Source organism: Shewanella frigidimarina, from assembly GCF_003797125.1.
GTDB classification, from domain to species: Bacteria; Pseudomonadota; Gammaproteobacteria; order Enterobacterales; family Shewanellaceae; genus Shewanella; species Shewanella frigidimarina.
In genome coordinates this window covers 261,379-284,390 of the sequence record NZ_RKKE01000002.1, presented here as the reverse complement: position 1 = coordinate 284,390, position 23,012 = coordinate 261,379, and the positions used below count along the sequence as shown (strand labels likewise).

The following is a 23,012-nucleotide window of genomic DNA, read 5'->3' as shown; positions in this document are numbered from 1 at the left end:
CAACAACAATAAGGGAATGTCATGGCGACTTCACCGCTTCAACCTGAGTTGGCAAATGCCGATTCCACTCACCAGCAAGGTAACTTTCGTTTTGCCTTGATAGCGTTAACCTCGTTATTTTTTATGTGGGGTTTTTTAACGTGTTTAAATGATATTTTAATCCCTTACTTAAAAAACATGTTCGATCTTAATTACACCCAAGCAATGCTAGTGCAGTTCTGCTTTTTTGGTGCTTACTTTATTGTGTCAATTCCTGCTGGCGCGTTAGTGGGTAAGATTGGTTATCAAAAAGGCATTATTACCGGGTTAGTGATTGCTTGTGTGGGGTGTTTACTGTTTTATCCGTCGGCCAGTTATGGCTCTTATAATATGTTTTTATTCGCGTTTTTTATTCTTGCATCGGGTATTACTATCTTGCAGGTGTCAGCAAATCCTTATGTGAGTGTGTTAGGCCCAGCCGAAACCGCATCGTCGCGGTTGACCTTAACTCAAGCATTCAATTCATTAGGCACCACAGTAGCGCCATTTTTTGGTAGCTGGTTAATTTTGTCGACCGTTGAACATGACAGCAAAGTCACTGAGGTTGGCGAAGTCATCGGTCAGTTGTCTGTGCAGCAGCAAGCGAGTGCAGTACAAACGCCTTACCTTATTTTAGCCGCTGCATTATTCGTATTGGCATTCATTTTTATGTTGCTCAAACTACCTTTGTTGGGCAAGCGCGATACTCAATCAACTGCTGCGGTAAAAGGCAGTGCATGGCAATATCCGCATTTGGTGTTGGGTGCAGTCGGTATTTTTGTTTATGTTGGCGCAGAAGTCGGCATAGGCAGTTTTCTTATTAGCTTTATCACTAAAGATGGCACCGGTGGAGTGTCTGAATCGCAGGCTGCGCATTATATTGCCTATTATTTTGGTGGTGCTATGGTCGGCCGTTTTATCGGCGCTGCAGTGATGCAAAAAATCAAAGCAGGCAAGGTGTTAGCATTCAATGCGTTATGTGCGTGTATTTTAGTTGCAGCGGCAATCTTGAGTGCTGGTACGGTTGCGATGTGGGCATTACTGCTGGTGGGCTTGTGTAACTCAATTATGTTCCCAACCATTTTCAGTTTAGCGCTACAAGATTTAAAACGACACACCAGTCAAGGTTCGGGCATTTTATGTTTAGCTATCGTTGGTGGGGCGGTTCTACCGTTATTGCAAGGCATGCTAGCTGACAGCATGGGAATTCAATTTGCCTTTATTTTACCTTTATTATGCTACGGGTTTATTGGTTATTACGGTTTGATTGGATGTGATGCAAAACGTCCAGTATTCGCAGATAAGGTATAAGGAAAGATCATGAGATTAACTCAATTACCGCTTACTGCTAGCGTCAATAAGCCTACTAAAACAAGCTTAGTTGCTTTAGGAATATTGCTGGGATTAAGTGGATGTGGCGAGAATAACAACGTCAATCAACAAGATAAACAAACTGCAGTTACCCCAGCCATGGTTGATGATACAGCGGCTAAATCTTCGTTAGCCATTTGGCCTGATCTTAAGCCTGCTATCGCCAAAGATACGGCCTTAGAAGCTAAAATCGATGCCTTAGTCGCTAAAATGACCATTGAGCAAAAAGTCGCGCAAATGATCCAACCTGAGATCCGTGATATTACCGTTGAAGACATGCGTAAATATGGTTTTGGTTCGTACCTTAACGGTGGTGGCGCATACCCTAACAATGACAAACACGCGACACCGGCAGATTGGATTGCGCTCGCTGAGTCTTTGTATCAAGCATCAATTGATGACAGTGTTGATGGGATTAATATTCCAACCATGTGGGGCACCGATGCTGTACACGGTCATAACAATGTTATCGGCGCGACGTTGTTTCCGCATAACATTGGTTTAGGGGCAGCGAATAACCCTAAGTTAATTGAACAGATTGCCGCTATAACGGCAAAAGAAGTGATGGTGACCGGTATCGATTGGGTATTTGCCCCCACAGTTGCCGTAGTGAGAGACGATCGCTGGGGTCGAACTTATGAAGGTTATTCAGAAGACCCACAAATCGTCAAAGCCTATTCTTACGCCATCGTTGAAGGTCTACAAGGCTCAGTTAATGGTGACTTTTTATCTGATCAACATGTGATTTCAACCGTTAAGCACTTTTTAGGCGATGGCGGCACTGAAAATGGCATCGATCAAGGCGATAATATTGCCAGCGAACAAGACTTATATGACATACATGCACAAGGCTATGTGGGGGGACTCAATGCTGGGGCACAAAGTGTTATGGCATCATTTAACAGCTGGCATGGGGTTAAAAACCATGGCAATAAATATCTGTTAACCGATGTGCTTAAAGATAAATTACATTTCGATGGTTTTGTTGTGGGTGATTGGAACGGTCACGGACAAGTCGCTAACTGTACCAATGAGTCGTGTGCGCAAGCCGTTAATGCCGGTTTAGATATCTTTATGGTGCCAACGGCGGCGTGGAAACCTTTATATGAAAACACCATAGCGCAGGTAAATAATGGCGACATTAGCCAAGCGCGTATTGATGATGCGGTTAAGCGTATTTTACGGGTTAAGTTCCGTGCGGGTTTATTTGATAAGCCAAGCCCTGCCAATCGTCCATTATCGGGCAAAACAGAATTAATTGGCCAAGCAAGTCACCGTGACGTTGCCCGTCAAGCCGTTCGTGAGTCATTAGTGCTGCTTAAAAACAATCAAGGTTTATTGCCTTTAGCACCAAACGCAAAGGTGTTGGTGGCGGGTGATGCCGCGGACAATATCGGTAAACAATCTGGTGGTTGGTCAATTACGTGGCAGGGCACTGATAATCAAAATAGCGACTTTCCTGGTGCGACATCAATTTACGCTGGTATTAATAAATTGGTGATTCAAGCTGGCGGTAAAGCAACATTGAGTGTTGCAGGTGAATTTGATCCACAGCAGAAACCTGATGTTGCGATTGTTGTGTTTGGTGAAGAGCCGTATGCAGAAGGTAACGGCGACATTGATAACTTAGAATATCAACGTGGAGACAAGCGTGACCTTGCTTTACTGCATAAGTTAACAGCGCAAGGTATTCCCGTGGTATCTGTGTTTATCAGTGGCCGCCCTATGTGGGTTAATGCTGAGTTAAACAGCTCTGATGCATTTGTCGCCGCTTGGTTACCAGGCTCTGAAGGTCAAGGCGTAGCAGATGTTTTATTCACTCAGGCTGATGGTAAAGTTTCGCACGATTTTGTCGGTAAATTATCATTCTCATGGCCTGCGACACCACAGCAAACTCAAGTGAATGTGCCATTAGCTCAACACAATACCGAACAAGCACAAGCTGATTATCAGCCGCTTATACCTTATGGCTATGGCTTAACATATCAATCTACTGCCAGTGATGCGGTTGTGTTAGATAATTTGTCGGAAGACAATTTAGCTGCAACGCAAACTCTAGTCGACTTACCTTTGTTTGAGCGTGCAGTTAAATCACCGTGGTCAATGTACATTGCTAACGCGTCTGAGCGTCAAGGGTTAAGCAGTAGCGTTGCGCAAAACAGTGCACTAACCATTCGTACTATGGATCGTGTCGTTCAAGAAGATGCGCGTTTAGTGTCTTTTAATGGCAGCGAGCAAGGTACCGTAGGCTTAATTAGTAATTTTCCACGTGATTTAAGGGCTTACAGTAATAGTGATGCCGCGTTATCTGTGAGTATTAATGCAACTCAAGCACTGCAAAAGCCGTTATGGCTTGGTATGGCATGCGAAGGTGATTGCCGTAAGCAAATTGATATTGCCACGCAGGTGAATACTCAAGTCGGGGAATGGCAGAGTTTAAGCTTCTCATTGGCATGTTTTGCTGATGAACCAATGGACTTTGCTAAAATTGTCATGCCATTTTACCTTGCCACCGACGCGGCAGCTGAAATTCGTTTCAGTGATGTGGTTATTCAAGCTGCATCAACAGAAAATACCATCAAATGTAACTAACTTATCGCGAATTAGCCCTATCTGAGTCATCTGATAGGGCTAGTTTCACTAACGTTATATCGTAATAGTTGGCGACGTTTGTTGTTTGTTTTACTACAGCGTTAGGCAAAGAAAAAACGGTAAATGGGTAAGAACAACAATGCAAAATCTCAATAAACATCATTCATTTGTATCCAGCTTAACCGCGTTAACTTTGTCGGTCATATTTCTGTCTGGCTGTAGTGCTGATGATGCAACAGAACAAGCAACAGATACCGTGATAACCAATATCGAAACTTCAGGTTGGCAACTGGTTTGGCAAGATGAGTTTGAGGGTAACCAAATAGACACAACCAAGTGGAGCTTTGCTGTTGGACTGTTACGGTGGCGGCAATGATGAGGCTCAGTGCTATACCGCACGATCTAAAAATGCTGCAGTTAGTGGTGGTCTTTTATCGATTATGGCATTACGAGAAACCTTTTCTGGGCCTGCTGTAAATGATTCTGATCCAAGCTATGACGTAAACGATACATCGAAAACATTAGATTACACCTCTGCTCGTTTAGTATCGAAAAACAAAGGGGATTGGAAATACGGCCGTTTTGAAATTCGCGCAAAATTACCACAAGGTCAGGGAACTTGGCCTGCGATATGGATGTTACCGACAGATTGGGTATATGGCCCTTGGGCTGGTTCAGGTGAAATAGACATTATGGAGGCCGTAAACCTCAAGGTTGTTACCGACGGTAAGACGCCAGAGTCTGCAGTACATGGCACATTACATTACGGTAAACAATGGCCCAATAATGTTTATACAGGGCAAGGGTATCATTTACCTAATGAACTCAATCCTGCGGATGCCTTTCATGTTTATGCTGTTGAATGGCAGCAAGATGAAATTCGTTGGTATGTTGATGATGTTCACTTTGCCACACAACAATCCTCTGGTTGGTACAGTCAATACATTGATGGCAATGGTGATTTGGTTAATGCCCCTGATGATGCACCGTTTAACCAGCCATTTCATATGCTACTCAATCTTGCTGTAGGTGGAGCATGGGCTGGAACCGTGAATAACACAGGTATCGATGAGTCAGTTTTTCCGCAATCGATGTTAGTGGATTACGTGCGTGTATATCAATGTGCTATTTCGCCGAGTTCGGGAGCAGGTTGTGAGACTATTGATAATAGTGTTGTACCCGTAACGGGTAAAAAAATGCCTGATATTGTTGAGTGAATCGGTTTACTTTATTCACTTTAGTTGTGTGAGGGGCGACAAATATAGATACACCATAAAAGGTGTTTAAAAATACGAATGTTAAGCGGGTTGCATAAACCATAATGTTGAGCCTGTTAAGTTACTATTGTTAGTTGTTAATTGTTCACCCAGTAGCTGAATACGAATGCAAAGATGCACTGTTTGCTTTGAGCCACGCTGCGGTTAGCTTAGTATCGAGCAGCATTTGTGGTGTTTCGGGGATATTGAGTCAACGTGATGGCTTTGTCACTTAGGTTTTTTAAGTCGTTTTTGATTGAAGTGCAATCAAATTGTTATCAATCTATGATGCTAACAATGGCATAATGTCATATCGATACTGTGTTGATGTTTAACGCGATATGAATTTGATAAGGAATTGATTTGTCTAACATTGTATTTTCTAAAACAGACTTACAGAAGATAGTGGCTCTTGCCAAGCAAGCAGGTGAAGCCATTATGCAAGTTTATGCTCAAACTGATTTGCAGATTGAGGTTAAACAAGATGATAGCCCTGTTACTGCAGCCGACATTGCCAGCCATAATGTAATTGTTGCCGGCCTTAAACAGCATTTCGCTGAGATTGCTGTAATGAGTGAAGAAGCGGCTGATATCAGCTGGGCAGAACGACAAACGTGGCAAACGTATTGGTTGATCGATCCGCTCGATGGCACCAAAGAATTTATTAAACGCAACGGTGAATTTACGGTCAATATTGCGCTTATTCACCAAGGCAAAGCGATTGCTGGTGTGGTGTATGCACCAGTATTAGGCAAATGTTATAGCGGCATTGTTGGTCAAGGTGCGTGGCTTGAACATAATGGACAAGTATCGGTATTGGATATTAGTGACACAGCAGTGCAATCGCCACCTATCGTAGTCGGAAGCCGCTCTCACGTTAGCCCTGATGTTGCAGCATATTTACAGACTATTGGCGAACATCAAATGTTAAGCGTCGGCAGTTCATTAAAATTTTGTATGGTGGCCGAAGGCCAAGCCGATGTGTACCCAAGATTAGGCCTAACCAGTGAATGGGATACAGCCGCAGCGCAAGCAGTATTAGAAAGTGCTGGTGGGCAGGTGGTTGAATATCCAGCGCTTACTCCGCTGCAATACAACCAAAAAGAAAATATTTTAAATCCGTATTTTATTGCCGCATCGTCGGCATGGTTTGCACGCAAATAGCGCTAATCGTTATCAGCCTTTGTAAACCAAATATGGAACCCCAATCAATAATAAACAAATGGAGTGACTAGTTATGATGCGCATGGGCGTCGATCTCGGTGGTACAAAAATTGAAATAGTGGCTTTAGCCGATGATGGATCTGAAATATTCAGAAAGCGCATTCCAACGCCAAAAAACTATCCTGGTACCATAGAAGCGATTGTCAGCTTAGTGGCTGATGCAGAATCAGCAACGGGTCAAACCGGCTCTGTTGGTGTTGGCATTCCAGGTGTTGTGTCACCGTTTACTGGCTTGGTAAAAAATTCAAATTCAACGTGGATTAACGGCCATCCGCTTGATAAAGATTTAAGTGAAGTATTAAACCGTGAAGTACGCGTTGCCAACGATGCTAACTGTTTTGCAGTATCAGAAGCCGTTGATGGCGCAGCCGCTGGTAAAGGGGTTGTGTTTGGCGGCATTATTGGTACCGGTTGTGGTGCTGGCATTGCAATTAACGGCCGTGTACATGGCGGCGGTAATGGCATTGGCGGCGAGTGGGGGCATAACCCATTACCGTGGATGACAGCCGATGAGTTTAATACCACTACTTGTTTTTGTGGTAATCGTGACTGTATTGAAACCTTTATTTCTGGCACAGGCTTTGTTCGTGATTTTCGTGAAGCGGGTGGCGATGCCACCAGTGGTATTCAAATTTCTGAAATGATGCAACAAGGCGATCCGTTAGCCACAGCGGCATTTGAACGCTACATTGATCGTTTAGCGCGGTCACTCGCACACGTGATTAATATGATGGATCCAGACATGATTGTATTAGGTGGCGGTGTATCAAACATCGAAGCTATTTATACTGAATTGCCTAAAGTGCTACCCAAGTATGTTGTGGGCCGTGAATGTGGTACCCAAGTGGTTAAAAATAAGTTTGGCGCATCATCTGGTGTTCGCGGTGCTGCATGGTTGTGGGGCAAAGACGAGAAGTAGTCTTAATTCAAAACTAGCAAAAGTAATCTCGATTAATCTCGTTGAGAACGTGTTTTGCAAATCAATTAAACGGCACCTAAACAGTGCCGTTTTTTGTTTTGAGTTTGTTTTAGGCGGCTATAACGATAAACTAGCCGCAATAATGATAAACAAAGTGAATGATTCATGTTTTGGCTTAAAAAGCTCTTGTCACAATTGGTGATGCCAATTCCTTTTAGCATAATGTTGTTAGTTCTGGCTGTCATTTTATGGCGAACGAATCGTGTAATGTTACTGCAGTTTGGCCGAATGCTCTTGGTTACCGCTATCGTGGTGCTAACATTAACAAGCCAATCGCATGTGAGTTATTTTTTAGCAGATTCATTAGAATCGCAACATAACGTTAATCATCAACCGATTGCTGGTTCTTGTGTTGTGATGGTATTAGGTTCAGGTAATCGTGAGCAACAAGGCCATACTGCATTGCAGCAGCTATCATCAACAGCACTGGCTCGTTTAGCCGAAGGCGTTCGTCAGTTCAGGCTGGGCCAGCAATGCACTTTAATTGTGAGTGGTTGGAGTGGTGGATACTTGAAGACAGCTCATGCGACAATTATGGCTCAAGCTGCAGAAGAGTTAGGGATCCCCAAAGCCAGCATTGTGGCCTTTAATGAACCCAAAGATACTATTGAAGAGGCCCATGCTTTACAACAGTTAATTGGGCTGCAACCATTTCGATTAGTGACTTCAGCAACTCATATGCCGAGGGCGATGATGATATTCACCTCATTAGGGATGCAACCCCAGCCTGCACCGAGTGATTTTATTGCACATCAAGGTTTCTGGTGGCGTTTAGATGCAGATCAACTGCTAGCATCGCAAAAATCAATTCATGAATATGTTGGCATGCTGTGGCTTCATATTAAAGGCATGGCTGCTGATTAAATGATTTAGTGAAGATTAAATGTATTCGCCAAGAGGCTTAAGCCGATGTTTCAAAACTTATTTATTCTATTCAGTTTAAAGGACAAACCGTGGTCAGTGACGAGTTATTAATTAACCCTTTTGCCAAACGAAATGGCATAACCTTAACGGTAGTTGGTGCCATTAGTTTAATGGCTAGCTTGATTATTTTTATCGGGCTTAGCGGTTTTTTTGCCGTTGGAATGTTGTGCTTTGCATTGGGCTCCGTGGCACTTATTTTAGGTGTCGCTAAAGTGTATCAGCCAGCGGTTAGTTTTAAGCTAACTGCTGCAGGTGTGGCATTTTTTCACCGCCGCGGCCAGGTGTTTATTGAATGGCATAATATTCAACGAATTGATTGTGCGAGAGTTAATCAAAACTTGGAGTTGATTGAGCTACCTTATATTGGCGTTAAGCTTAAACAGATTAATCCCATTTTAGACTGTATTTCACCTCGTCTTGCCACTGGCTTACTGACCGAACAGCGGCCATTACTCATGACGGCGGCCACCCAAGATGAAGATTTGCAAAGTTTAGAAGGTTATTTGGGGGCTGAATTTACGCCGCTAGTGGTAAATGGTGAGCGTTACCGTGGGGTATTGGCAATGTTTGGTCATCGCTGTCAAACGTTGAACGAACAGTTGGGTTACCATGTGTATTTATCGATTGACAGTTTAGACCGAGAACCGAAAGAGTTTGTTGCCTTGTTGCGCCAATGGCAACTGCAAGCCCAGCTGCAAACTCAGCAGCACACGGTATCTGCGACAGATATCGAATGACACGACTCATAATCAATTAGCAGGTGTTCAAATGGTATTACAAGGCGGTTGTTTATGCGGTGCGATACGTTACCAAGTTAACGGTATGCCATTTGATGCCGATCATTGCCATTGTAATCAATGTCGTAAAAGCGCTGGTGCGGTAGTAATGAGTTGGATGGATTTTCATCGTGAACAAGTGCAGTGGTTGCAGGGGCAAGTAAATGAATTTGCTTCATCAGAGAACATTCGGCGTGGCTTTTGTCAGCACTGTGGTTGTTCATTGACTTACCGACATTTGGATTATCCACAATACACTTCATTGTCGATAGCCTCTTTAGACCAACCAAACCTAGTACGGCCGACTTATCATATACACACTGACGAGCAGGTTAGTTGGTTAAAAATAGATGACTCTTGTTCGCGCTATCAGGCAGGTAAAACAGCTGTTAAACAGCCAGATTAACTTTCTGAGGGAGTATTCGTAAGGGGCGCTCTGTGACGATAACCCAAAAATTGGCCGCCATCTAAAATTTCAATATTTTCACAATAAGCATCGCCTTCAAAAATACCTTGTTCATGGAGGGTGATTTTTTTACAGCGTGCTTTACCTGCTAATTGTCCCGCAATCATTAACTCTCGACATAAAATATCACCATCGACAGTGCCATTAGGCTCAATAGTCACATTGCCCTGCGCTTTGATATCACCACTAACATGGCCTGCAATTAGCACATCACCACTGAAAATGAGTTTACCGGTTAAATGGCATTCTTGGGCGATAAAACTGAGTGGATTAGCAGGTTGCTTTTGACGAAACATCTTAGTGATCTCATGTTTGTATTATGTCGGTAATATAGCGTGATAGGTTGAAAAACAAATCAAAACCGCTAATCGTATTTGTAAAACGTTAATTTTTTGTAGATGAATTAGCTTTGTAGATAAACTAGCTTTGTAAATAAATTAGTTTGGATGACCTATAAGTATCGCATCAGCAGGGCAAGGAGATACGCAAGCACCACAACCAGTACAGGCATCAGTATCTATCACGGGTTTAGGCACTTGGCCTACAGCCATGATAAAGCTAATTGCGCGTGGGTCGCAGGCATCTTTACAGCTCTGACACCAAACCCCTTCATGGGTTAAACAGTTGTCTTTTATCGCAGCCGTAATTGACCAAGGTAAGGATTGGTCGCGATCAAATACAGGTTCTGGGCACACATCAACGCATTGCTTACAGAAGGTACATTCATCTTTAGTGAAATCTATTTCAGGAAAACCACCTTCACCGCGTTTAATTATTTGGGTTTCGCAGGCGGTAATACACTTGTCACAGCGTGTGCAATTGTCAGTAAACTCTTGATCCGTTTTGCTCCAAGGCGGGCGGGTGACATTGGATTTTCTGCGACTAAATAGATTACGACGACTTTGATTAATACCTTGGTTCATTTCGGTTCCAATTGAGCTTAAATATATTTGCTGCAGCCAATATTAGCATTAACTGCAGCACAAAATTTGTTAAGCGCTTGGCAATAAATACCAATACCAATAATTAACTGTTCATTCAGCGAGAATTTTGCGCCTTATAGGCAAGTAATAGGATTGTAGGCATAGTGTCCTCCGTCAAAATACTATTAAGTAGCATAGAAGGCGCATAAAATCGCCCTTCGGGAGTCACTCAGGCTTTCCATTTTTATGTTGCATTATTTCATAAGGGAATAACTATTCTTTCAACAATGCGCCTTAAACTGAAAAACCTGAGTGGCTCTGATTGGTCACTTAATTATTGGAGTTGGTATTATACCCATCAGGATTATTTGATTGCCATTTCCAACTGCTATTTGCCATATCTTCAACGGTATGGGTTGCACGCCAATCCAATTCTGTAGCGGCAAAACTTGGGTCGGCATAACACGCTGCAATGTCACCAGGGCGGCGAGGACTGATTTGATAAGCAATGGTTTTTCCGCAAGCTTTCTCAAATGCCTTGACCATGTCTAACACGCTGTAACCTATGCCCGTACCGAGATTATAAGTCACTAAACCAGGTTTGGTTTGCAGTTTTTTAAGTGCTTGTAAGTGACCCATAGCTAAATCAACAACATGAATATAATCACGTACGCCGGTGCCATCTGGTGTGTTGTAATCATCACCAAAAACGCTTAATTGTTGACGTTTACCAACAGCAACTTGGGCAATAAATGGCATCAAGTTATTAGGGATATCGTTAGGGTCTTCGCCAATCAAGCCACTTTCGTGAGCACCTACAGGATTAAAGTAACGTAAACGAGCTATATTCCAGCTGTTATCCGAATTATGTAGGTCAGCTAAAATATTCTCAACCATCAATTTTGACTGACCATAAGGGTTGGTTGCGCCCGTAGGAAAATCTTCTTTAATGGGCAAGCTAGCAGGGTCGCCGTAAACGGTTGCCGATGAGCTGAATACTAGGTTTTTGACGTTATTTTCAGCCATGACTTGGCATAAAATGATAGTGCCAGTGACGTTGTTTTCGTAATATTTCAATGGTTGTTCGACTGATTCACCGACCGCTTTTAATCCTGCAAAATGAATGACGGATTCGATGCTGTGATCGGTAAAAACTTTTTGCAATAAGGCTTTGTTTAGAATGTCGCCTTGATAAAACGTGACATCTTTACCCGTAATGGCTCGAACCCGCGCCAATGCTTCAATACTGGAGTTTGATAGATTGTCTACGATGACCACTTCCTGTCCGGCCTTTAATAGCTCTACTACGGTATGTGTACCAATATAGCCAGCGCCACCGGTTACCAAAATTGTCATAGTTTAATCGTCCTGTGAATTAATGAATCAAGTTATAGGGCTGGTTGATTTTTGGTGATCAACATTTATCAGCTTAGTTAGATAAAGGGCCTCTCATGTATTGTAAATTATCACAGCTTAATCGTCAGTTAAATTATTGATAGAACGTTTAAATTAATACTGGTTAGCTTGCCTAAAAATAGATTCAAAAGTGGTTCGAAAACAGCTTGATAGAGAGTGATAAAATGACGGTTGTATTTATTTGTTTACGATTAGCACTACATTATGGCAGGACAATAAACTGTGAAGGAGTTAACAAAACATCAACCTTAGCACACTATGTAGGGAGTGAAGTTGACGTAAAGTGGAGCCTATGAGTACAGCAACAAAATATATTGCACACCAACCTGATGCCCAAGGTTACATTGATTACTCAGAGCATGAGAATCAATTATGGCAACAGTTATACCAACGCCAAGTTACTAATATGCCCGGGCGTGCATGTCCTGCATACCTTAATGGCTTAGATGCATTAGGGATGTCGATTGATCGTATCCCGCAATTACCCGACATCGACAAGGTCCTTTTAGCGGCTACGGGTTGGAAAACTGCTGCAGTACCAGCATTAATTTCTTTTGGACGTTTTTTTGAGTTACTCGCCAATAAAGAGTTTCCAGTTGCTACGTTTATCCGCAGCAAAGAAGAGTTCGATTACCTGCAAGAGCCTGACATTTTTCATGAAATCTTTGGCCATTGTCCGTTATTGACTAACCCATCGTTTGCCAACTTTTCGCATATGTACGGCCAGCTAGGCCTTGCCGCAACCAAAGAGCAGCGGGTGTTCCTGGCGCGTTTGTATTGGTTTACCATTGAGTTTGGCCTAGTGCAGGCTAAAGATGAGCCCTTACAAATTTATGGTGGTGGCATTTTAAGTTCACCCGGTGAGACCATGTATGCATTAAGCGATAAACCTGAGCGTAAACCGTTTGATTTACTCGACGTACTGCGCACACCTTATCGAATTGATATTATGCAGCCGATTTATTACGTGATTGAAAATATTGACTACTTAGATGAAATTGCTCGTATGGACATTATGAGTATGGTGACTCAAGCTCAGCAACTCGGTTTGTTTGCACCGAAATTTGAGCCAAAAGCCAAAGCGGGTTAACGATTAAGAGCAGCAGAGCATTTGGCTCAACACGCTGCAAGTAACACATGACTAAATTAAGCCAAGGAGTACAAATGAGCGCATTAACCGAGATGAAGTGTGAAGCATGCCAAGCAGATGCACCTAAAGTAACCGATGCAGAGCTGGCAGAGCTCATCGGGATGATCCCTGACTGGGGAGTAGAGGTTCGTGACGGCATAATGCAGTTAGAGCGTGTGTATAAATTTAAGAATTTTAAATTGGCTATGGCCTTTACCAATAAACTGGCCGATTTAGCTGAAGCAGAATTTCATCACCCAGGTATATTGACCGAATGGGGTAAGGTCACCGTCACTTGGTGGTCGCATTCAATTAAAGGTTTGCACAAAAACGATTTCATTATGGCTGCCAAGACAGACCAGTTGTTAGACTAGATATTATCATATCGATTTCAGCATGTTACGTTAACGTAATATGCTGAACAATTTGTCTGTTACAATTCTACTGTAAACTTCACTTGCCACCGAAGCCATATCCCTCTAACGTTGTCACAAATTTCCGCAATAAAACATTAATAAATAGGGAATCGTTACATTATGCGTTTGGAAGTCAGCTGTATCGATCGCGTGGGTTTAGCGAAAGACATCCTCGTCGTGCTTGAAAAACATGGTATTAACTTAATTGCCATTGATGCCAGTAATAAAGGTTTCCTGTTTTTGCAGTTTGCAGAAATCAGTTTCGAAACCCTGCGTGAGCTAATGCCACAAATTCGTAAAGTCGAAAGTGTGCATGATGTCCGTACCGTATCTTTTATGCCGTCAGAGCAAGAACATTACGCCCTAAAAACCTTACTTAAAACCTTACCCGATTCGGTGTTTTCAACAGACGCGAAAGGGCGGATCCGCATAGCCAATGAGTCGGCATTATTGACGCTTGGTATGGCTGAACATGAAGTGGTGGGCGAGTCACTTAATCATTGGGTACAAGGGTTTAACTTTGCTCGTTGGATGAGTGAAATACCGGTGTTGGCGCAAGCCACACGAGTTCAAATTAACTCGAGCGAGTATTTGGCTGAAATGCTGCCAATTTACTTACCCGATGACGATGAAAAAACTATTTTGGCGGGTGCAGTTATCTCGCTGAAATCACCCGCTAGAGTGGGTAAACAGTTTAACGCTCTGCAAAATCAAACCACTGGTTTTGATAATGTATTGGCTATCAGCGACAAAATGAAAGACATACTCAAGCAAGCCAAGCGTATGGCGCAACTTGATGCACCGTTACTTATCACCGGTGAAACGGGAACGGGTAAAGAGTTGATGGCCCGTGCGAGTCATGATGCCAGCATGCGCCGTGAACATCCTTTTATCGCGATAAACTGTGCGGCTTTGCCCGATAGTGTCGCAGAGGAAGAGTTGTTTGGCTTTGTTAGTAATGGCACCGTCGTTAAACGCGGTCTATTTGAAGAAGCAAAAGGCGGTACGGTGTTTCTTGATGAAATTGCCGAGATGTCTAAAACCGCACAAGTTAAATTATTGCGTTTATTACAAGACGGAACTTTTAGACGGATTGGTGGCGATGAAGAAGTACGCGCCGATGTGCGGATTATTTGTTCAACCCAAAAACATTTGGCTGAACTTTGCCAATCCGGTGAGTTTAGAGAAGATTTGTATTATCGAATCCATGTTTTAAGTTATCACATGCCATCACTGCGTGAGCGTCGTGTGGATGTGATTCCATTAACTGAGATGTTTTTAGAGCATTATAGTCAGCAGTTATCGAGTCCCTTAAGGCGTATATCGGCAAGTTGTCGCGATTACCTATTTACCTACGCATGGCCGGGTAATGTGCGCCAATTGAAAAATGCAATTTTTAGAGCGGTATCAATGTGGGATGGCTCAACAGAATTGACTGTTGAACAACTTAAATTACCTTCATATGCCGAAGGATTTGGTTATTTCGATGAAGAGTTTGAGGGCACGTTAGACGAGGCGATGAAAGAGTATGAAGCCAGTTTATTACGTCGGTTATATCCCGCGTACCCAAGTACACGCCAATTAGCCAAAAAGTTAGGTGTGTCTCACACCGCTATTGCTAACAAGTTGCGTGATTACAGTATTAGTAAGAAAAAGTAATGTAACGATTTAATGCCAGCCAAGTGCTGGCATTTTGGTCATTTTGACGCTGATAATCAGTGCTGACGTGGCCTTTTATGTTTTGTAACGAATAATTTACAAATCACGATTAGCACCACAAAAATGTGATTTGGTACCTACTATAGGATTTTCCGTCTCGATCGGTTATTTCTATGGTTAGATTGAGAGTCTTGTCTCTAGTAGGACGCAGATCTCACCCAGAATTTAGGAGCAGTAATGAAACTTGCAAGTTATCACAACGGACGTCGCGACGGCCAATTGATGTTAGTCAGTAAAGATTTGACCAAAACAGTCGCGGTACCCGCTATTGCCCATACTATGCAGCAATTATTAGATGCTTGGGATTTGTTATACCCACAACTTAATGAGTTGTATGAAGCACTAAACGCCGGCCAGATGGACAATGCAGTAGATTTTGATGAAGTACGTTGTTTATCCCCTTTACCACGAGCCTATCAATGGGCTGATGGCAGCGCATATGTTAATCATGTTGAGTTAGTACGCAAAGCGCGCGGCGCTGAAATGCCAGCATCGTTTTGGACTGATCCATTGGTGTATCAAGGTGGTTCTGACAGTTTTATCGCCCCTAAAGCGGATATTCAAATGGCCAGCGAAGAATACGGTATCGATTTCGAATCAGAAATCGCTATTGTTACTGATGATGTTGCCATGGGTGTTAACAGTGAAGATGCAACTAAGCACATCAAATTATTGATGTTAGTTAACGACGTATCACTGCGTAACTTAATCCCTGGTGAATTAGGCAAAGGCTTTGGCTTTTTCCAATCTAAGCCATCTAGTGCATTTTCGCCCATTGCGATTACCCCAGACGAGTTAGGCGATAAATGGCAAGACAGCAAAGTACATTTGCCGTTAGTGACTCATTTAAACAGTGAACTATTTGGTCGCCCGAATGCCGGCGTCGACATGACGTTTAACTTTAGCCAGTTAGTAGAGCACGTGGCTAAAACACGTCCATTAGGCGCAGGTGCAATTATTGGTTCTGGTACTATTTCTAACTACGATCGCAGTGCAGGTTCAAGCTGTTTAGCGGAAAAGCGCATGCTTGAAATCATTGCCGACGGTAAAGCCTCAACACCCTTTATGCATTTTGGCGACACTGTTCGCATTGAAATGTTTGATGATAACGGTGTGAGCATTTTTGGTTCTATCGATCAAAAAGTGGTTGAATACAAAGCTTAATATTTTGAAAGCGATGTAAATCGAAATATAAAGGCAATAGCGGTTAATCGTTATTGCTTTTTTATTAGGCTGAATAAAACAAAAGTAAGGGAATTGACATGAAACTCTATGGCTATTGGCGTTCAAGTGCGGCATATCGGGTTCGTATTGCGTTAAATTTAAAGCAGTTAACGGCAGAACATATTTCAGTTCATTTGGTTAATAATGGCGGAGAGCAACACTCAGAGGCTTATCATCAACTCAATCCCTCGGATCTTGTGCCAACGTTTATCGACAATAATGAGTCAGGCGAGATTAACTTATCGCAATCGTTAGCGATTATGGAATACCTCGACGAAAAACACCCTCAGCAACCGTTACTTCCAAGCAATATTGAGCATAGAGCCATTGTTCGAAGCATGGCTCAAGCCATCGCATGTGAAATTCATCCTTTAGATAATCTTCGAGTATTACAATATTTAGTTAACGAAATGGGCGTATCAGAAGCAGATAAAATGCGTTGGTATCACCATTGGATACACCTTGGTTTTGCCGCTTTAGAACAGCAGTTAAGCCAATATTCTGGACGTTTCTGTTTTGGTGATACTCCTTCGCTGGCCGATATTTGTCTGATCCCGCAAGTGTATAATGCCAAACGCTTTAATCTAGAGCTTGCTGCGTATCCTAATATTGTCAGAATTTGGGATGAGTGCCATAAGTTACCTGCATTTGTTGATGCTGCGCCAGAACAACAGCATGACGCGACATAATCAAACTTTGTTTAATCTGCCCTTGTTTAATCAGCACCAGTTTAATCCGCCCCAGTTAAATCAAGTGGCCATTGATCAGTTACAACAAGGACAGGCTAAACGATTGTCTTTGTTGTGGCTGTGGTTGCAACAAGATGAAACCAGACTGGCTGCGTTAATGGTGTGCCAGAAAGTGATGCAACAACAAGGGATCACCGACTGGTTAATTAGCGCGGGTTTTATACGCAATTTGATTTGGGATAATTTGCACAGCATGACCTCACAGCCCTTAAACGACATTGATGTCATTTACTGGCGTGATAACAACCCATCTTCTGCAGAAGACCAGGCGATTGAAGCTTTACTCGTTAAGCAGATAGCTCTGCCATGGTCGGTGAAAAATCAAGCCAGAATGCACCTTAGAAATGGTGATATGCCCTATATTTCTTGTGCTGATGCCATGTCATTTTGGCCAGAAAAACAGACGGCTATTGGAGTGAAATTAGCTTCAATTGATGACCTAACATCCGCTGAGTTTCAATTACAGGTGACGAGTGTGTTTGGGTTATCCTGTTTGTTTGATTTGTCGTTAAGTCCAAATCCAAAGCGTGACAAGGCTATTTTTAATCATCGCGTGTCCCAAAAGGGATGGTTAATACATTACTCCAAACTATTGGTTACAGAATAGTCATCATCAAAAATTCGCTTGATCAACCTCACAAAACCTAACTGTTAAATACCTCTTTCATCTCTATACGCTCTCGTTTTGTGATCCAAATCAACAGCCTAGCATCTAATTAGGTACCTCTATAGTAGTACTGGTGTTTTGTTGATCTAAATCAATGATGTTAGCGATTAACTTCAGTAGGTTAACGGCAAATGTTGAGGATGCACAGAATTGCATCTAGTTGTCATTGCCAAGGAGTGTTAAAAAATGAATAAGAAAATTACCCTAAGTTTAGTTGTTGCTTCTTTATTAACTGCTGGTTTTTCATTTGGTGCTGCGGCCCATCAAGCTGGTGATATTATAGTTCGTGCTGGTGTTGCGATGGTTGCTCCAAATGAGTCAAGCCCAGTAGTCGCAAATATTGTTGAATTTGGCGTGGATAATGATGTCCAATTAGGGTTAAATTTTGGTTATATGCTAACTGATAATTTGGGCATTGAATTATTAGCCGCATCGCCTTTTAGTCACGATGTGTCACTGGGTGAACTCGGTAAAATAGCCGATTCAAAGCAATTGCCTCCAACGCTGGTAGCGCAATATTACTTTGGAGATTCACAGTCTGCTTTACGTCCCTACATTGGTTTAGGGATTAACTTTACTAACTTCTATGACAGTGAATTTACTCAAGAAGCGAAAGATCTTGGTTTAGATAATTTGAGCTTATCTAACTCTTGGGGCGTTGCAGCTCAAGTTGGTCTTGATTATCAAATTGACAAAAAATGGTTAGTTAACGCGTCTGTTTGGTACGCACAAATTTCAACGGATGTGAGCTTTGACATGGGGGCAGACCATGTTGTGGTTGATACCGACATTGATCCTTGGGTTTACATGGTCAGCATCGGTTATACTTTTTAAGCTAGCGTAAAATACGTTAGAGAAGAAACAAGCATATGACAAACAGGAACCTGCGGGTTCCTGTTTTTGTTGATGGCGTTTATTGAGACTTTTTACGCGGTTTCCAATGGCGGGTATTGTAAATGTACTCTGGTAATAAACGATTTATCCAAGCGACAACACGCCAGCGTTTAGTGACATAAACTCGCCGTTTGCCTTTTTGTAATGCCGTGATGATTTGTTTAGCCACTTTATCGATAGGCGACAGGAGCAGTTGTGTATTCAAATGAACGGCTTTATCAAATAACCCTAATTGAATATCACTAATGGTAATAGGCAGCTTTAATCGTTGCGCATGCATACTCAAGCCTTGCAGGTAATTTTCAGCAAAGGCTTTGGAGGCATGATAAGCCACATTAGGGCCTCCACGTTGACCGGCTATTGAGTTAATGGCGGCTAGTTGGCCATAACCTTGATCGCACATTAATTTAAAAATACAGTTATTGGCAGCAGCAAATCCCATAACGTTAATATCGATGGCGAGCTTATCAATTGCCCAAGGCAGGGAAGGGTCGTAGTCATTGACACCAGTATTAACAATCACCAAATGGGCGCCATTATGTTTGGTCCAAGCAGTATTAAGCTGTGTAATTAGCGTATCAGGTTGATCAATCGCTAACGGATAAACACTCACTTCACCTGGCAGACTTTGACTAAACTCGTTAAGTGATTCAGGGTCGTTAACAAAAAGCACTAGCGAAACTTGCTGTGCAGATAACTGTCTGGCTAATGCTTGGCTCAGCTGCGAGCTGGCACCAATAATCATCGCTGTCGCTGTAGACATGATTCATCTCATCAAAAATAATGACTCATAATAGAAATAACATCAGTTGATAACAAGTAAGAAAAAAATTCAACTTAAGACGTGTAGACTTCTAGCCATCCGAGTGTATGATGGTTATCTAACAGATTGACCGCTATTAACGTTAACAATAAGCCATTCTGCCGCGTTGTAGACTGGGTGAGCATGCTAATGATGTTTGCAAGCGACAGTAGCCATTCGATGATGGCCACGGTTTTCAGCAAAAAACTGAATGTTGAAACTGTGACATAACAGACATTAACGTTATTGTGAAAAGGCTGGTTGGTTAACCGAACGTTGGTTAATCAGGTACATGTATTTAATTAATCTAAAGGTGAGACGTATGCCGGTTCGAATTCCAGATAACCTGCCTGCAGCAGGTATTTTAGAGTCAGAAAATATCTTTGTGATGTCTGAAACCCGAGCTGCTAATCAGGACATTCGTCCAATGCGGGTATTAATCTTGAATCTAATGCCTAATAAAATCGAAACAGAAACCCAGTTATTGCGATTACTGGGCAATACGCCCTTGCAAGTTGGGGTCGATTTATTACGCATTCATGATAAAGAATCAAAGCATACATCAGTGGATCACATGAATACCTTTTATCGTGATTTTGAAGACATCAGAAATAACAATTACGATGGTTTGATTATTACTGGCGCGCCGTTAGGGCAAATTGATTTTAAAGATGTGGTGTATTGGGACCACATTCGCGAAATTATTGACTGGTCACAACAACATGTCACTTCGGTGCTGTTTCTATGCTGGGCAGCTCATGCCGGTTTGTATCATCTTTATGATTTACATCGTCAGTTATTAGCGAATAAACGTTCAGGTGTATTTAATCATCGTAGAACCAGCGACCCACACCCACTATTGCGTGGTTTTGATGATGAGTTTTTTGCACCGCACTCACGATTTGCAGAAATGGATATTGAACAAATTCGTCAACATCCAGATTTAGAAGTACTGGCTGAATCAGACGAGGCTGGCGCGTATATTGTGCTGAGTCGTGATAATCATAATGTGTTTGTTATGGGACACCCAGAGTACCAAAAAGACACACTGAATGAAGAATATGTGCGCGATGTTGGTGAAGGCCTCAATCCAGATATTCCACAAAATTATTACCGTCAAGATGACCCCACACAAGATACTATTGTTCGTTGGCATAGTCATGGCAGCTTATTAGTCAGTAATTGGCTCAATTATTATGTTTATCAGCTAACGCCATATGACTTGTCTGATATGAATGCTAAAACACCATGGGAAAGTAAAAAGTAAATTTGAATATAGTTTCACCAGCGTTTTAACGTTGACTTCGTTTCGATAAAAGCTATTGTTAAACTTAGATGTTTTTATTGTAAGGTCGAGGTTAAATGGTTAAAACCAAGTTGATGATATTATTGGTGTGTGCAGTGAGCTGGCCGCTAACGTCTTGGGGGGCCAGTGATGTTTTTAGTGACGCTAATGCAAATGACACTAAAATGAATGGCGCCAATGTTAGTGATAGTACTGTTAGCGACAATATCGTTAGCAACAATAGTGATAGCGCAACAATTACTGATATCAAACAACAGTTAGCCACATTAAACTTACCACAACAACGAATTGACTTTTTAAAACAACAGCTACAACAAAGTGCTCAATGGCCGATTGAACAGCAAGGCCAGTTGTTGCATTTGCTAGCAATAGAGCAAGAAGTTAACAGTGATCTTGTCGCGGCAATTGACAGTTATACTCAGGCAATTAACTTACTTACACCACATCCTCTTAGTCAAGAACTCGTCAAAAGCTATCTCGAACGCTCATTCATACTTTACCTTCAAACTAACGACACCCAAGTTTATTGCCCAGATCGTGAAGTGGCGATTACATTAGCCCGTCAGCTTGGAAACGTTGATATCTTGGCCGAAGTGTTAGCTCAAAGCGCGTATTGTTATAATAAACCAAGTGATTTTGGCGAAGGTCTGAAAAGGTTAAATGAAGCATTAGCGTTAGCACAACAGCATCAATTAGGACTGAGCCGCCAAGCGATGATATTTAATGCCACCGCAGCTATCTATCGTGACAATGGTTTAAACCGTAAAGCCTATGAATATTTTAACAAAGCTTATGGCTTTTGGGAGCAAGCCCAAGATAAACAAGACATGTTTAATATGTTGCATAACATGGTGGGTGAATCGATTAAATTGGCCATGTGGGTGGAAAATAAAGCCCATTTAGCCCAAATGCAGCAGTTGGTTGAACAATCGCCAGAGTTTGCTGACTTTGATTTTTTCTATCAATTTAATACTGGTATTAGCTGTTGGGCTCAAGGTTTATTTCAAGAAGGTATTGATCATTTTTTACGAGCATTAGCGGTGCAAGATACAACCCAAGAAAAATACTTTGTCGACGCCACGCATGCATGGTTGGCATTGAGTTATTTTCGCCAACAACAACCAAATAAAGCTTTTAAGTATGCTGAAATATTTTCTGGTTCGGCGACTTATGACGGCCATTCCAATGAACTGAAATTGATGATTGCTGCCATTATTGATTACGCCAATGGGTCGAGTAATCTTGGTATGAATAAGCTTTTGGATACCATCGATTTACAAAAAAAGAACTTTGCTAATATTATTAATAATGATGTGGTTAATTCATCATTAGACCATAATCTTACCGTGGCTGAGTTCAATAATCGTCTGCTCGAAAAGCAATTGGCAATCAATAAGCTGAATTTAGAGGCCGAAATTGATTCTCAAAAAATTACTAACTTATCAATGGCAATCGCAGTGCTAATTGCATTGGTGTTATTGGTGGTGGTCATTTTCTTGTGGCAATCTCGCCGACAATTTAAACGCCGCTCTCAAACTGATTATTTGACGGGTATTGCAAATAGACGTCATACCTTTGAACAGGGTAAAAAGCGCTTTTATCAGGCTAAAAAACATAATCGATCACTAGCCGTTATTATGTTCGATATCGATAACTTTAAAGCCATTAATGACCATTATGGTCATGATATTGGCGATTTAGCCATAAAAGCGTGTGGTAGACGAGCACGCAATTGGCTCAAGAAAAACGATATTTTAGGTCGCATCGGTGGCGAAGAGTTTTTAATTATTTTACCTGATACAGAGCAAGCACAAGCCGTTGAAATAGCCGAACGATTGCGAACCAGTATTGAGTCAAACCAGTTTGTGTTTAACGATGTTAAAATGAATTTCACTATCAGTGTGTCTGTCGCTATGTTAACCCCGCAAACTCATGAGCTTGTCGACATTATTAAGCAAGCCGATTTAGGCTTATATCAAGCAAAAGACAACGGCCGCAATCAAGTAGTGGTTGTCGATCATTAACCCTCCCTAAGTGCCTATCTAGTTTATTGGGGCACTACGGCAACTTTCTACTTAGACTAAAGTTTTACACTGAATAAATCACTCCGCAGTAATCATGTTATTGATAAATAGATGTCGATATATATCATAAAAACAAT

General features: G+C 42.0%; 22 protein-coding genes. 18 read left to right on the top strand and 4 right to left on the bottom strand.

Translation table 11 applies throughout. The annotated features are described in order from the left end of the window. Window positions 1–21: 21 nt before the first annotated feature. From fucP to EGC86_RS06235, 9 genes are all read left to right on the top strand, one after another. On the top strand, window positions 22–1,329 hold the full coding sequence (fucP, locus tag EGC86_RS06270) for an L-fucose:H+ symporter permease (protein WP_011636791.1): 1,308 nt from the start codon (window positions 22–24) through the stop codon (window positions 1,327–1,329). A gap of 9 nt (window positions 1,330–1,338) precedes the next feature. Continuing rightward, entirely contained in the window at window positions 1,339–3,981 is a 2,643-nt protein-coding gene (locus tag EGC86_RS06265; RefSeq protein WP_123776986.1) for a glycoside hydrolase family 3 protein, read from the top strand. Between the two features lie 139 nt (window positions 3,982–4,120). Then, window positions 4,121–4,357: a hypothetical protein gene (locus EGC86_RS21180; protein WP_342634207.1), complete on the top strand. Its 237-nt coding sequence runs from the start codon at window positions 4,121–4,123 to the stop codon at window positions 4,355–4,357. Next, window positions 4,332–5,198, top strand: coding sequence for a glycoside hydrolase family 16 protein (locus EGC86_RS06260; protein ID WP_342634206.1), 867 nt, complete (start codon window positions 4,332–4,334; stop codon window positions 5,196–5,198). The genes EGC86_RS21180 and EGC86_RS06260 overlap by 26 nt, the downstream gene beginning before the upstream one ends. A gap of 402 nt (window positions 5,199–5,600) precedes the next feature. Then, on the top strand, window positions 5,601–6,401 hold the full coding sequence (gene cysQ / locus EGC86_RS06255) for a 3'(2'),5'-bisphosphate nucleotidase CysQ (RefSeq protein ID WP_123776985.1): 801 nt from the start codon (window positions 5,601–5,603) through the stop codon (window positions 6,399–6,401). A 73-nt stretch (window positions 6,402–6,474) separates the two neighbouring features. Then, on the top strand, window positions 6,475–7,380 hold the full coding sequence (gene mak, locus EGC86_RS06250) for a fructokinase (protein ID WP_123776984.1): 906 nt from the start codon (window positions 6,475–6,477) through the stop codon (window positions 7,378–7,380). A gap of 165 nt (window positions 7,381–7,545) precedes the next feature. Continuing rightward, window positions 7,546–8,304 (top strand): ElyC/SanA/YdcF family protein, encoded by a 759-nt coding sequence (locus EGC86_RS06245; protein ID WP_123776983.1) that lies wholly within the window; start codon window positions 7,546–7,548, stop codon window positions 8,302–8,304. An 89-nt stretch (window positions 8,305–8,393) separates the two neighbouring features. Continuing rightward, window positions 8,394–9,101, top strand: coding sequence for a DUF2982 domain-containing protein (locus EGC86_RS06240; RefSeq protein WP_123776982.1), 708 nt, complete (start codon window positions 8,394–8,396; stop codon window positions 9,099–9,101). A gap of 31 nt (window positions 9,102–9,132) precedes the next feature. Continuing rightward, window positions 9,133–9,546, top strand: a complete 414-nt coding sequence (locus EGC86_RS06235; RefSeq protein ID WP_123776981.1) for a GFA family protein — start codon at window positions 9,133–9,135, stop codon at window positions 9,544–9,546. Here EGC86_RS06235 and EGC86_RS06230 read toward each other — a convergent pair. From EGC86_RS06230 to galE, 3 genes are all read right to left on the bottom strand, one after another. Then, entirely contained in the window at window positions 9,543–9,902 is a 360-nt protein-coding gene (locus EGC86_RS06230; protein ID WP_123776980.1) for a bactofilin family protein, read from the bottom strand. The genes EGC86_RS06235 and EGC86_RS06230 overlap by 4 nt on opposite strands. Window positions 9,903–10,043: 141 nt before the next feature. Further along, the gene (napF, locus tag EGC86_RS06225; protein ID WP_011636800.1) at window positions 10,044–10,529 is read right to left on the bottom strand and encodes a ferredoxin-type protein NapF; all 486 of its coding nucleotides are present in this window, start codon (window positions 10,527–10,529) and stop codon (window positions 10,044–10,046) included. A gap of 330 nt (window positions 10,530–10,859) precedes the next feature. Then, window positions 10,860–11,885, bottom strand: a complete 1,026-nt coding sequence (galE, locus tag EGC86_RS06220) for a UDP-glucose 4-epimerase GalE (protein WP_011636801.1) — start codon at window positions 11,883–11,885, stop codon at window positions 10,860–10,862. Window positions 11,886–12,237: 352 nt separating this feature from the next. Between galE and phhA the strand changes: the two genes are divergently transcribed. From phhA to ompW, 7 genes are all read left to right on the top strand, one after another. Further along, window positions 12,238–13,035 (top strand): phenylalanine 4-monooxygenase, encoded by a 798-nt coding sequence (phhA, locus tag EGC86_RS06215; protein ID WP_123776979.1) that lies wholly within the window; start codon window positions 12,238–12,240, stop codon window positions 13,033–13,035. A gap of 74 nt (window positions 13,036–13,109) precedes the next feature. Next, complete coding sequence (locus EGC86_RS06210; protein ID WP_123776978.1) at window positions 13,110–13,448, top strand: 4a-hydroxytetrahydrobiopterin dehydratase; 339 nt, start codon at window positions 13,110–13,112, stop codon at window positions 13,446–13,448. Between the two features lie 162 nt (window positions 13,449–13,610). Then, window positions 13,611–15,149, top strand: coding sequence for a transcriptional regulator TyrR (tyrR, locus tag EGC86_RS06205; RefSeq protein ID WP_101086681.1), 1,539 nt, complete (start codon window positions 13,611–13,613; stop codon window positions 15,147–15,149). Window positions 15,150–15,386: 237 nt separating this feature from the next. After that, window positions 15,387–16,373: a fumarylacetoacetate hydrolase family protein gene (locus EGC86_RS06200; protein ID WP_123776977.1), complete on the top strand. Its 987-nt coding sequence runs from the start codon at window positions 15,387–15,389 to the stop codon at window positions 16,371–16,373. A 98-nt stretch (window positions 16,374–16,471) separates the two neighbouring features. Further along, entirely contained in the window at window positions 16,472–17,122 is a 651-nt protein-coding gene (gene maiA, locus EGC86_RS06195; protein ID WP_102037635.1) for a maleylacetoacetate isomerase, read from the top strand. Beyond that, on the top strand, window positions 17,109–17,789 hold the full coding sequence (locus EGC86_RS06190; RefSeq protein ID WP_049763527.1) for a nucleotidyltransferase family protein: 681 nt from the start codon (window positions 17,109–17,111) through the stop codon (window positions 17,787–17,789). The genes maiA and EGC86_RS06190 overlap by 14 nt, the downstream gene beginning before the upstream one ends. 246 nt (window positions 17,790–18,035) lie before the next feature. After that, window positions 18,036–18,683 carry an outer membrane protein OmpW gene (ompW, locus tag EGC86_RS06185; protein ID WP_123776976.1) on the top strand — a complete coding sequence of 216 codons (648 nt, stop codon included), beginning with the start codon at window positions 18,036–18,038 and terminating at the stop codon, window positions 18,681–18,683. Between the two features lie 79 nt (window positions 18,684–18,762). Here the strand turns inward: ompW and EGC86_RS06180 are convergent, their stop codons facing one another. Further along, the gene (locus EGC86_RS06180; RefSeq protein WP_123776975.1) at window positions 18,763–19,506 is read right to left on the bottom strand and encodes an SDR family NAD(P)-dependent oxidoreductase; all 744 of its coding nucleotides are present in this window, start codon (window positions 19,504–19,506) and stop codon (window positions 18,763–18,765) included. Between the two features lie 361 nt (window positions 19,507–19,867). On the opposite strand from EGC86_RS06180, the gene metA reads away from it, so the two are divergent. Further along, on the top strand, window positions 19,868–20,812 hold the full coding sequence (metA, locus tag EGC86_RS06175; RefSeq protein ID WP_011636810.1) for a homoserine O-acetyltransferase MetA: 945 nt from the start codon (window positions 19,868–19,870) through the stop codon (window positions 20,810–20,812). Between the two features lie 95 nt (window positions 20,813–20,907). After that, window positions 20,908–22,875 (top strand): GGDEF domain-containing protein, encoded by a 1,968-nt coding sequence (locus EGC86_RS06170; protein WP_123776974.1) that lies wholly within the window; start codon window positions 20,908–20,910, stop codon window positions 22,873–22,875. Window positions 22,876–23,012: the final 137 nt, after the last annotated feature.

Bases quoted from the DNA above. Each gene is read 5' to 3' on its own strand.
- mak (WP_123776984.1), top strand. From the start codon at position 6,475: ATGATGCGCATGGGCGTCGATCTCGGTGGTACAAAAATTGAAATAGTG.
- galE (WP_011636801.1), bottom strand. From the start codon at position 11,885: ATGACAATTTTGGTAACCGGTGGCGCTGGCTATATTGGTACACATACC.
- EGC86_RS21180 (WP_342634207.1), top strand. From the start codon at position 4,121: ATGCAAAATCTCAATAAACATCATTCATTTGTATCCAGCTTAACCGCG.
- tyrR (WP_101086681.1), top strand. From the start codon at position 13,611: ATGCGTTTGGAAGTCAGCTGTATCGATCGCGTGGGTTTAGCGAAAGAC.
- EGC86_RS06170 (WP_123776974.1), top strand. From the start codon at position 20,908: ATGGTTAAAACCAAGTTGATGATATTATTGGTGTGTGCAGTGAGCTGG.
- EGC86_RS06200 (WP_123776977.1), top strand. From the start codon at position 15,387: ATGAAACTTGCAAGTTATCACAACGGACGTCGCGACGGCCAATTGATG.
- EGC86_RS06235 (WP_123776981.1), top strand. From the start codon at position 9,133: ATGGTATTACAAGGCGGTTGTTTATGCGGTGCGATACGTTACCAAGTT.
- fucP (WP_011636791.1), top strand. From the start codon at position 22: ATGGCGACTTCACCGCTTCAACCTGAGTTGGCAAATGCCGATTCCACT.
- napF (WP_011636800.1), bottom strand. From the start codon at position 10,529: ATGAACCAAGGTATTAATCAAAGTCGTCGTAATCTATTTAGTCGCAGA.
- phhA (WP_123776979.1), top strand. From the start codon at position 12,238: ATGAGTACAGCAACAAAATATATTGCACACCAACCTGATGCCCAAGGT.
- EGC86_RS06230 (WP_123776980.1), bottom strand. From the start codon at position 9,902: ATGTTTCGTCAAAAGCAACCTGCTAATCCACTCAGTTTTATCGCCCAA.
- EGC86_RS06210 (WP_123776978.1), top strand. From the start codon at position 13,110: ATGAGCGCATTAACCGAGATGAAGTGTGAAGCATGCCAAGCAGATGCA.
- maiA (WP_102037635.1), top strand. From the start codon at position 16,472: ATGAAACTCTATGGCTATTGGCGTTCAAGTGCGGCATATCGGGTTCGT.
- metA (WP_011636810.1), top strand. From the start codon at position 19,868: ATGCCGGTTCGAATTCCAGATAACCTGCCTGCAGCAGGTATTTTAGAG.
- ompW (WP_123776976.1), top strand. From the start codon at position 18,036: ATGAATAAGAAAATTACCCTAAGTTTAGTTGTTGCTTCTTTATTAACT.
- EGC86_RS06190 (WP_049763527.1), top strand. From the start codon at position 17,109: ATGACGCGACATAATCAAACTTTGTTTAATCTGCCCTTGTTTAATCAG.
- EGC86_RS06245 (WP_123776983.1), top strand. From the start codon at position 7,546: ATGTTTTGGCTTAAAAAGCTCTTGTCACAATTGGTGATGCCAATTCCT.
- EGC86_RS06265 (WP_123776986.1), top strand. From the start codon at position 1,339: ATGAGATTAACTCAATTACCGCTTACTGCTAGCGTCAATAAGCCTACT.
- EGC86_RS06180 (WP_123776975.1), bottom strand. From the start codon at position 19,506: ATGTCTACAGCGACAGCGATGATTATTGGTGCCAGCTCGCAGCTGAGC.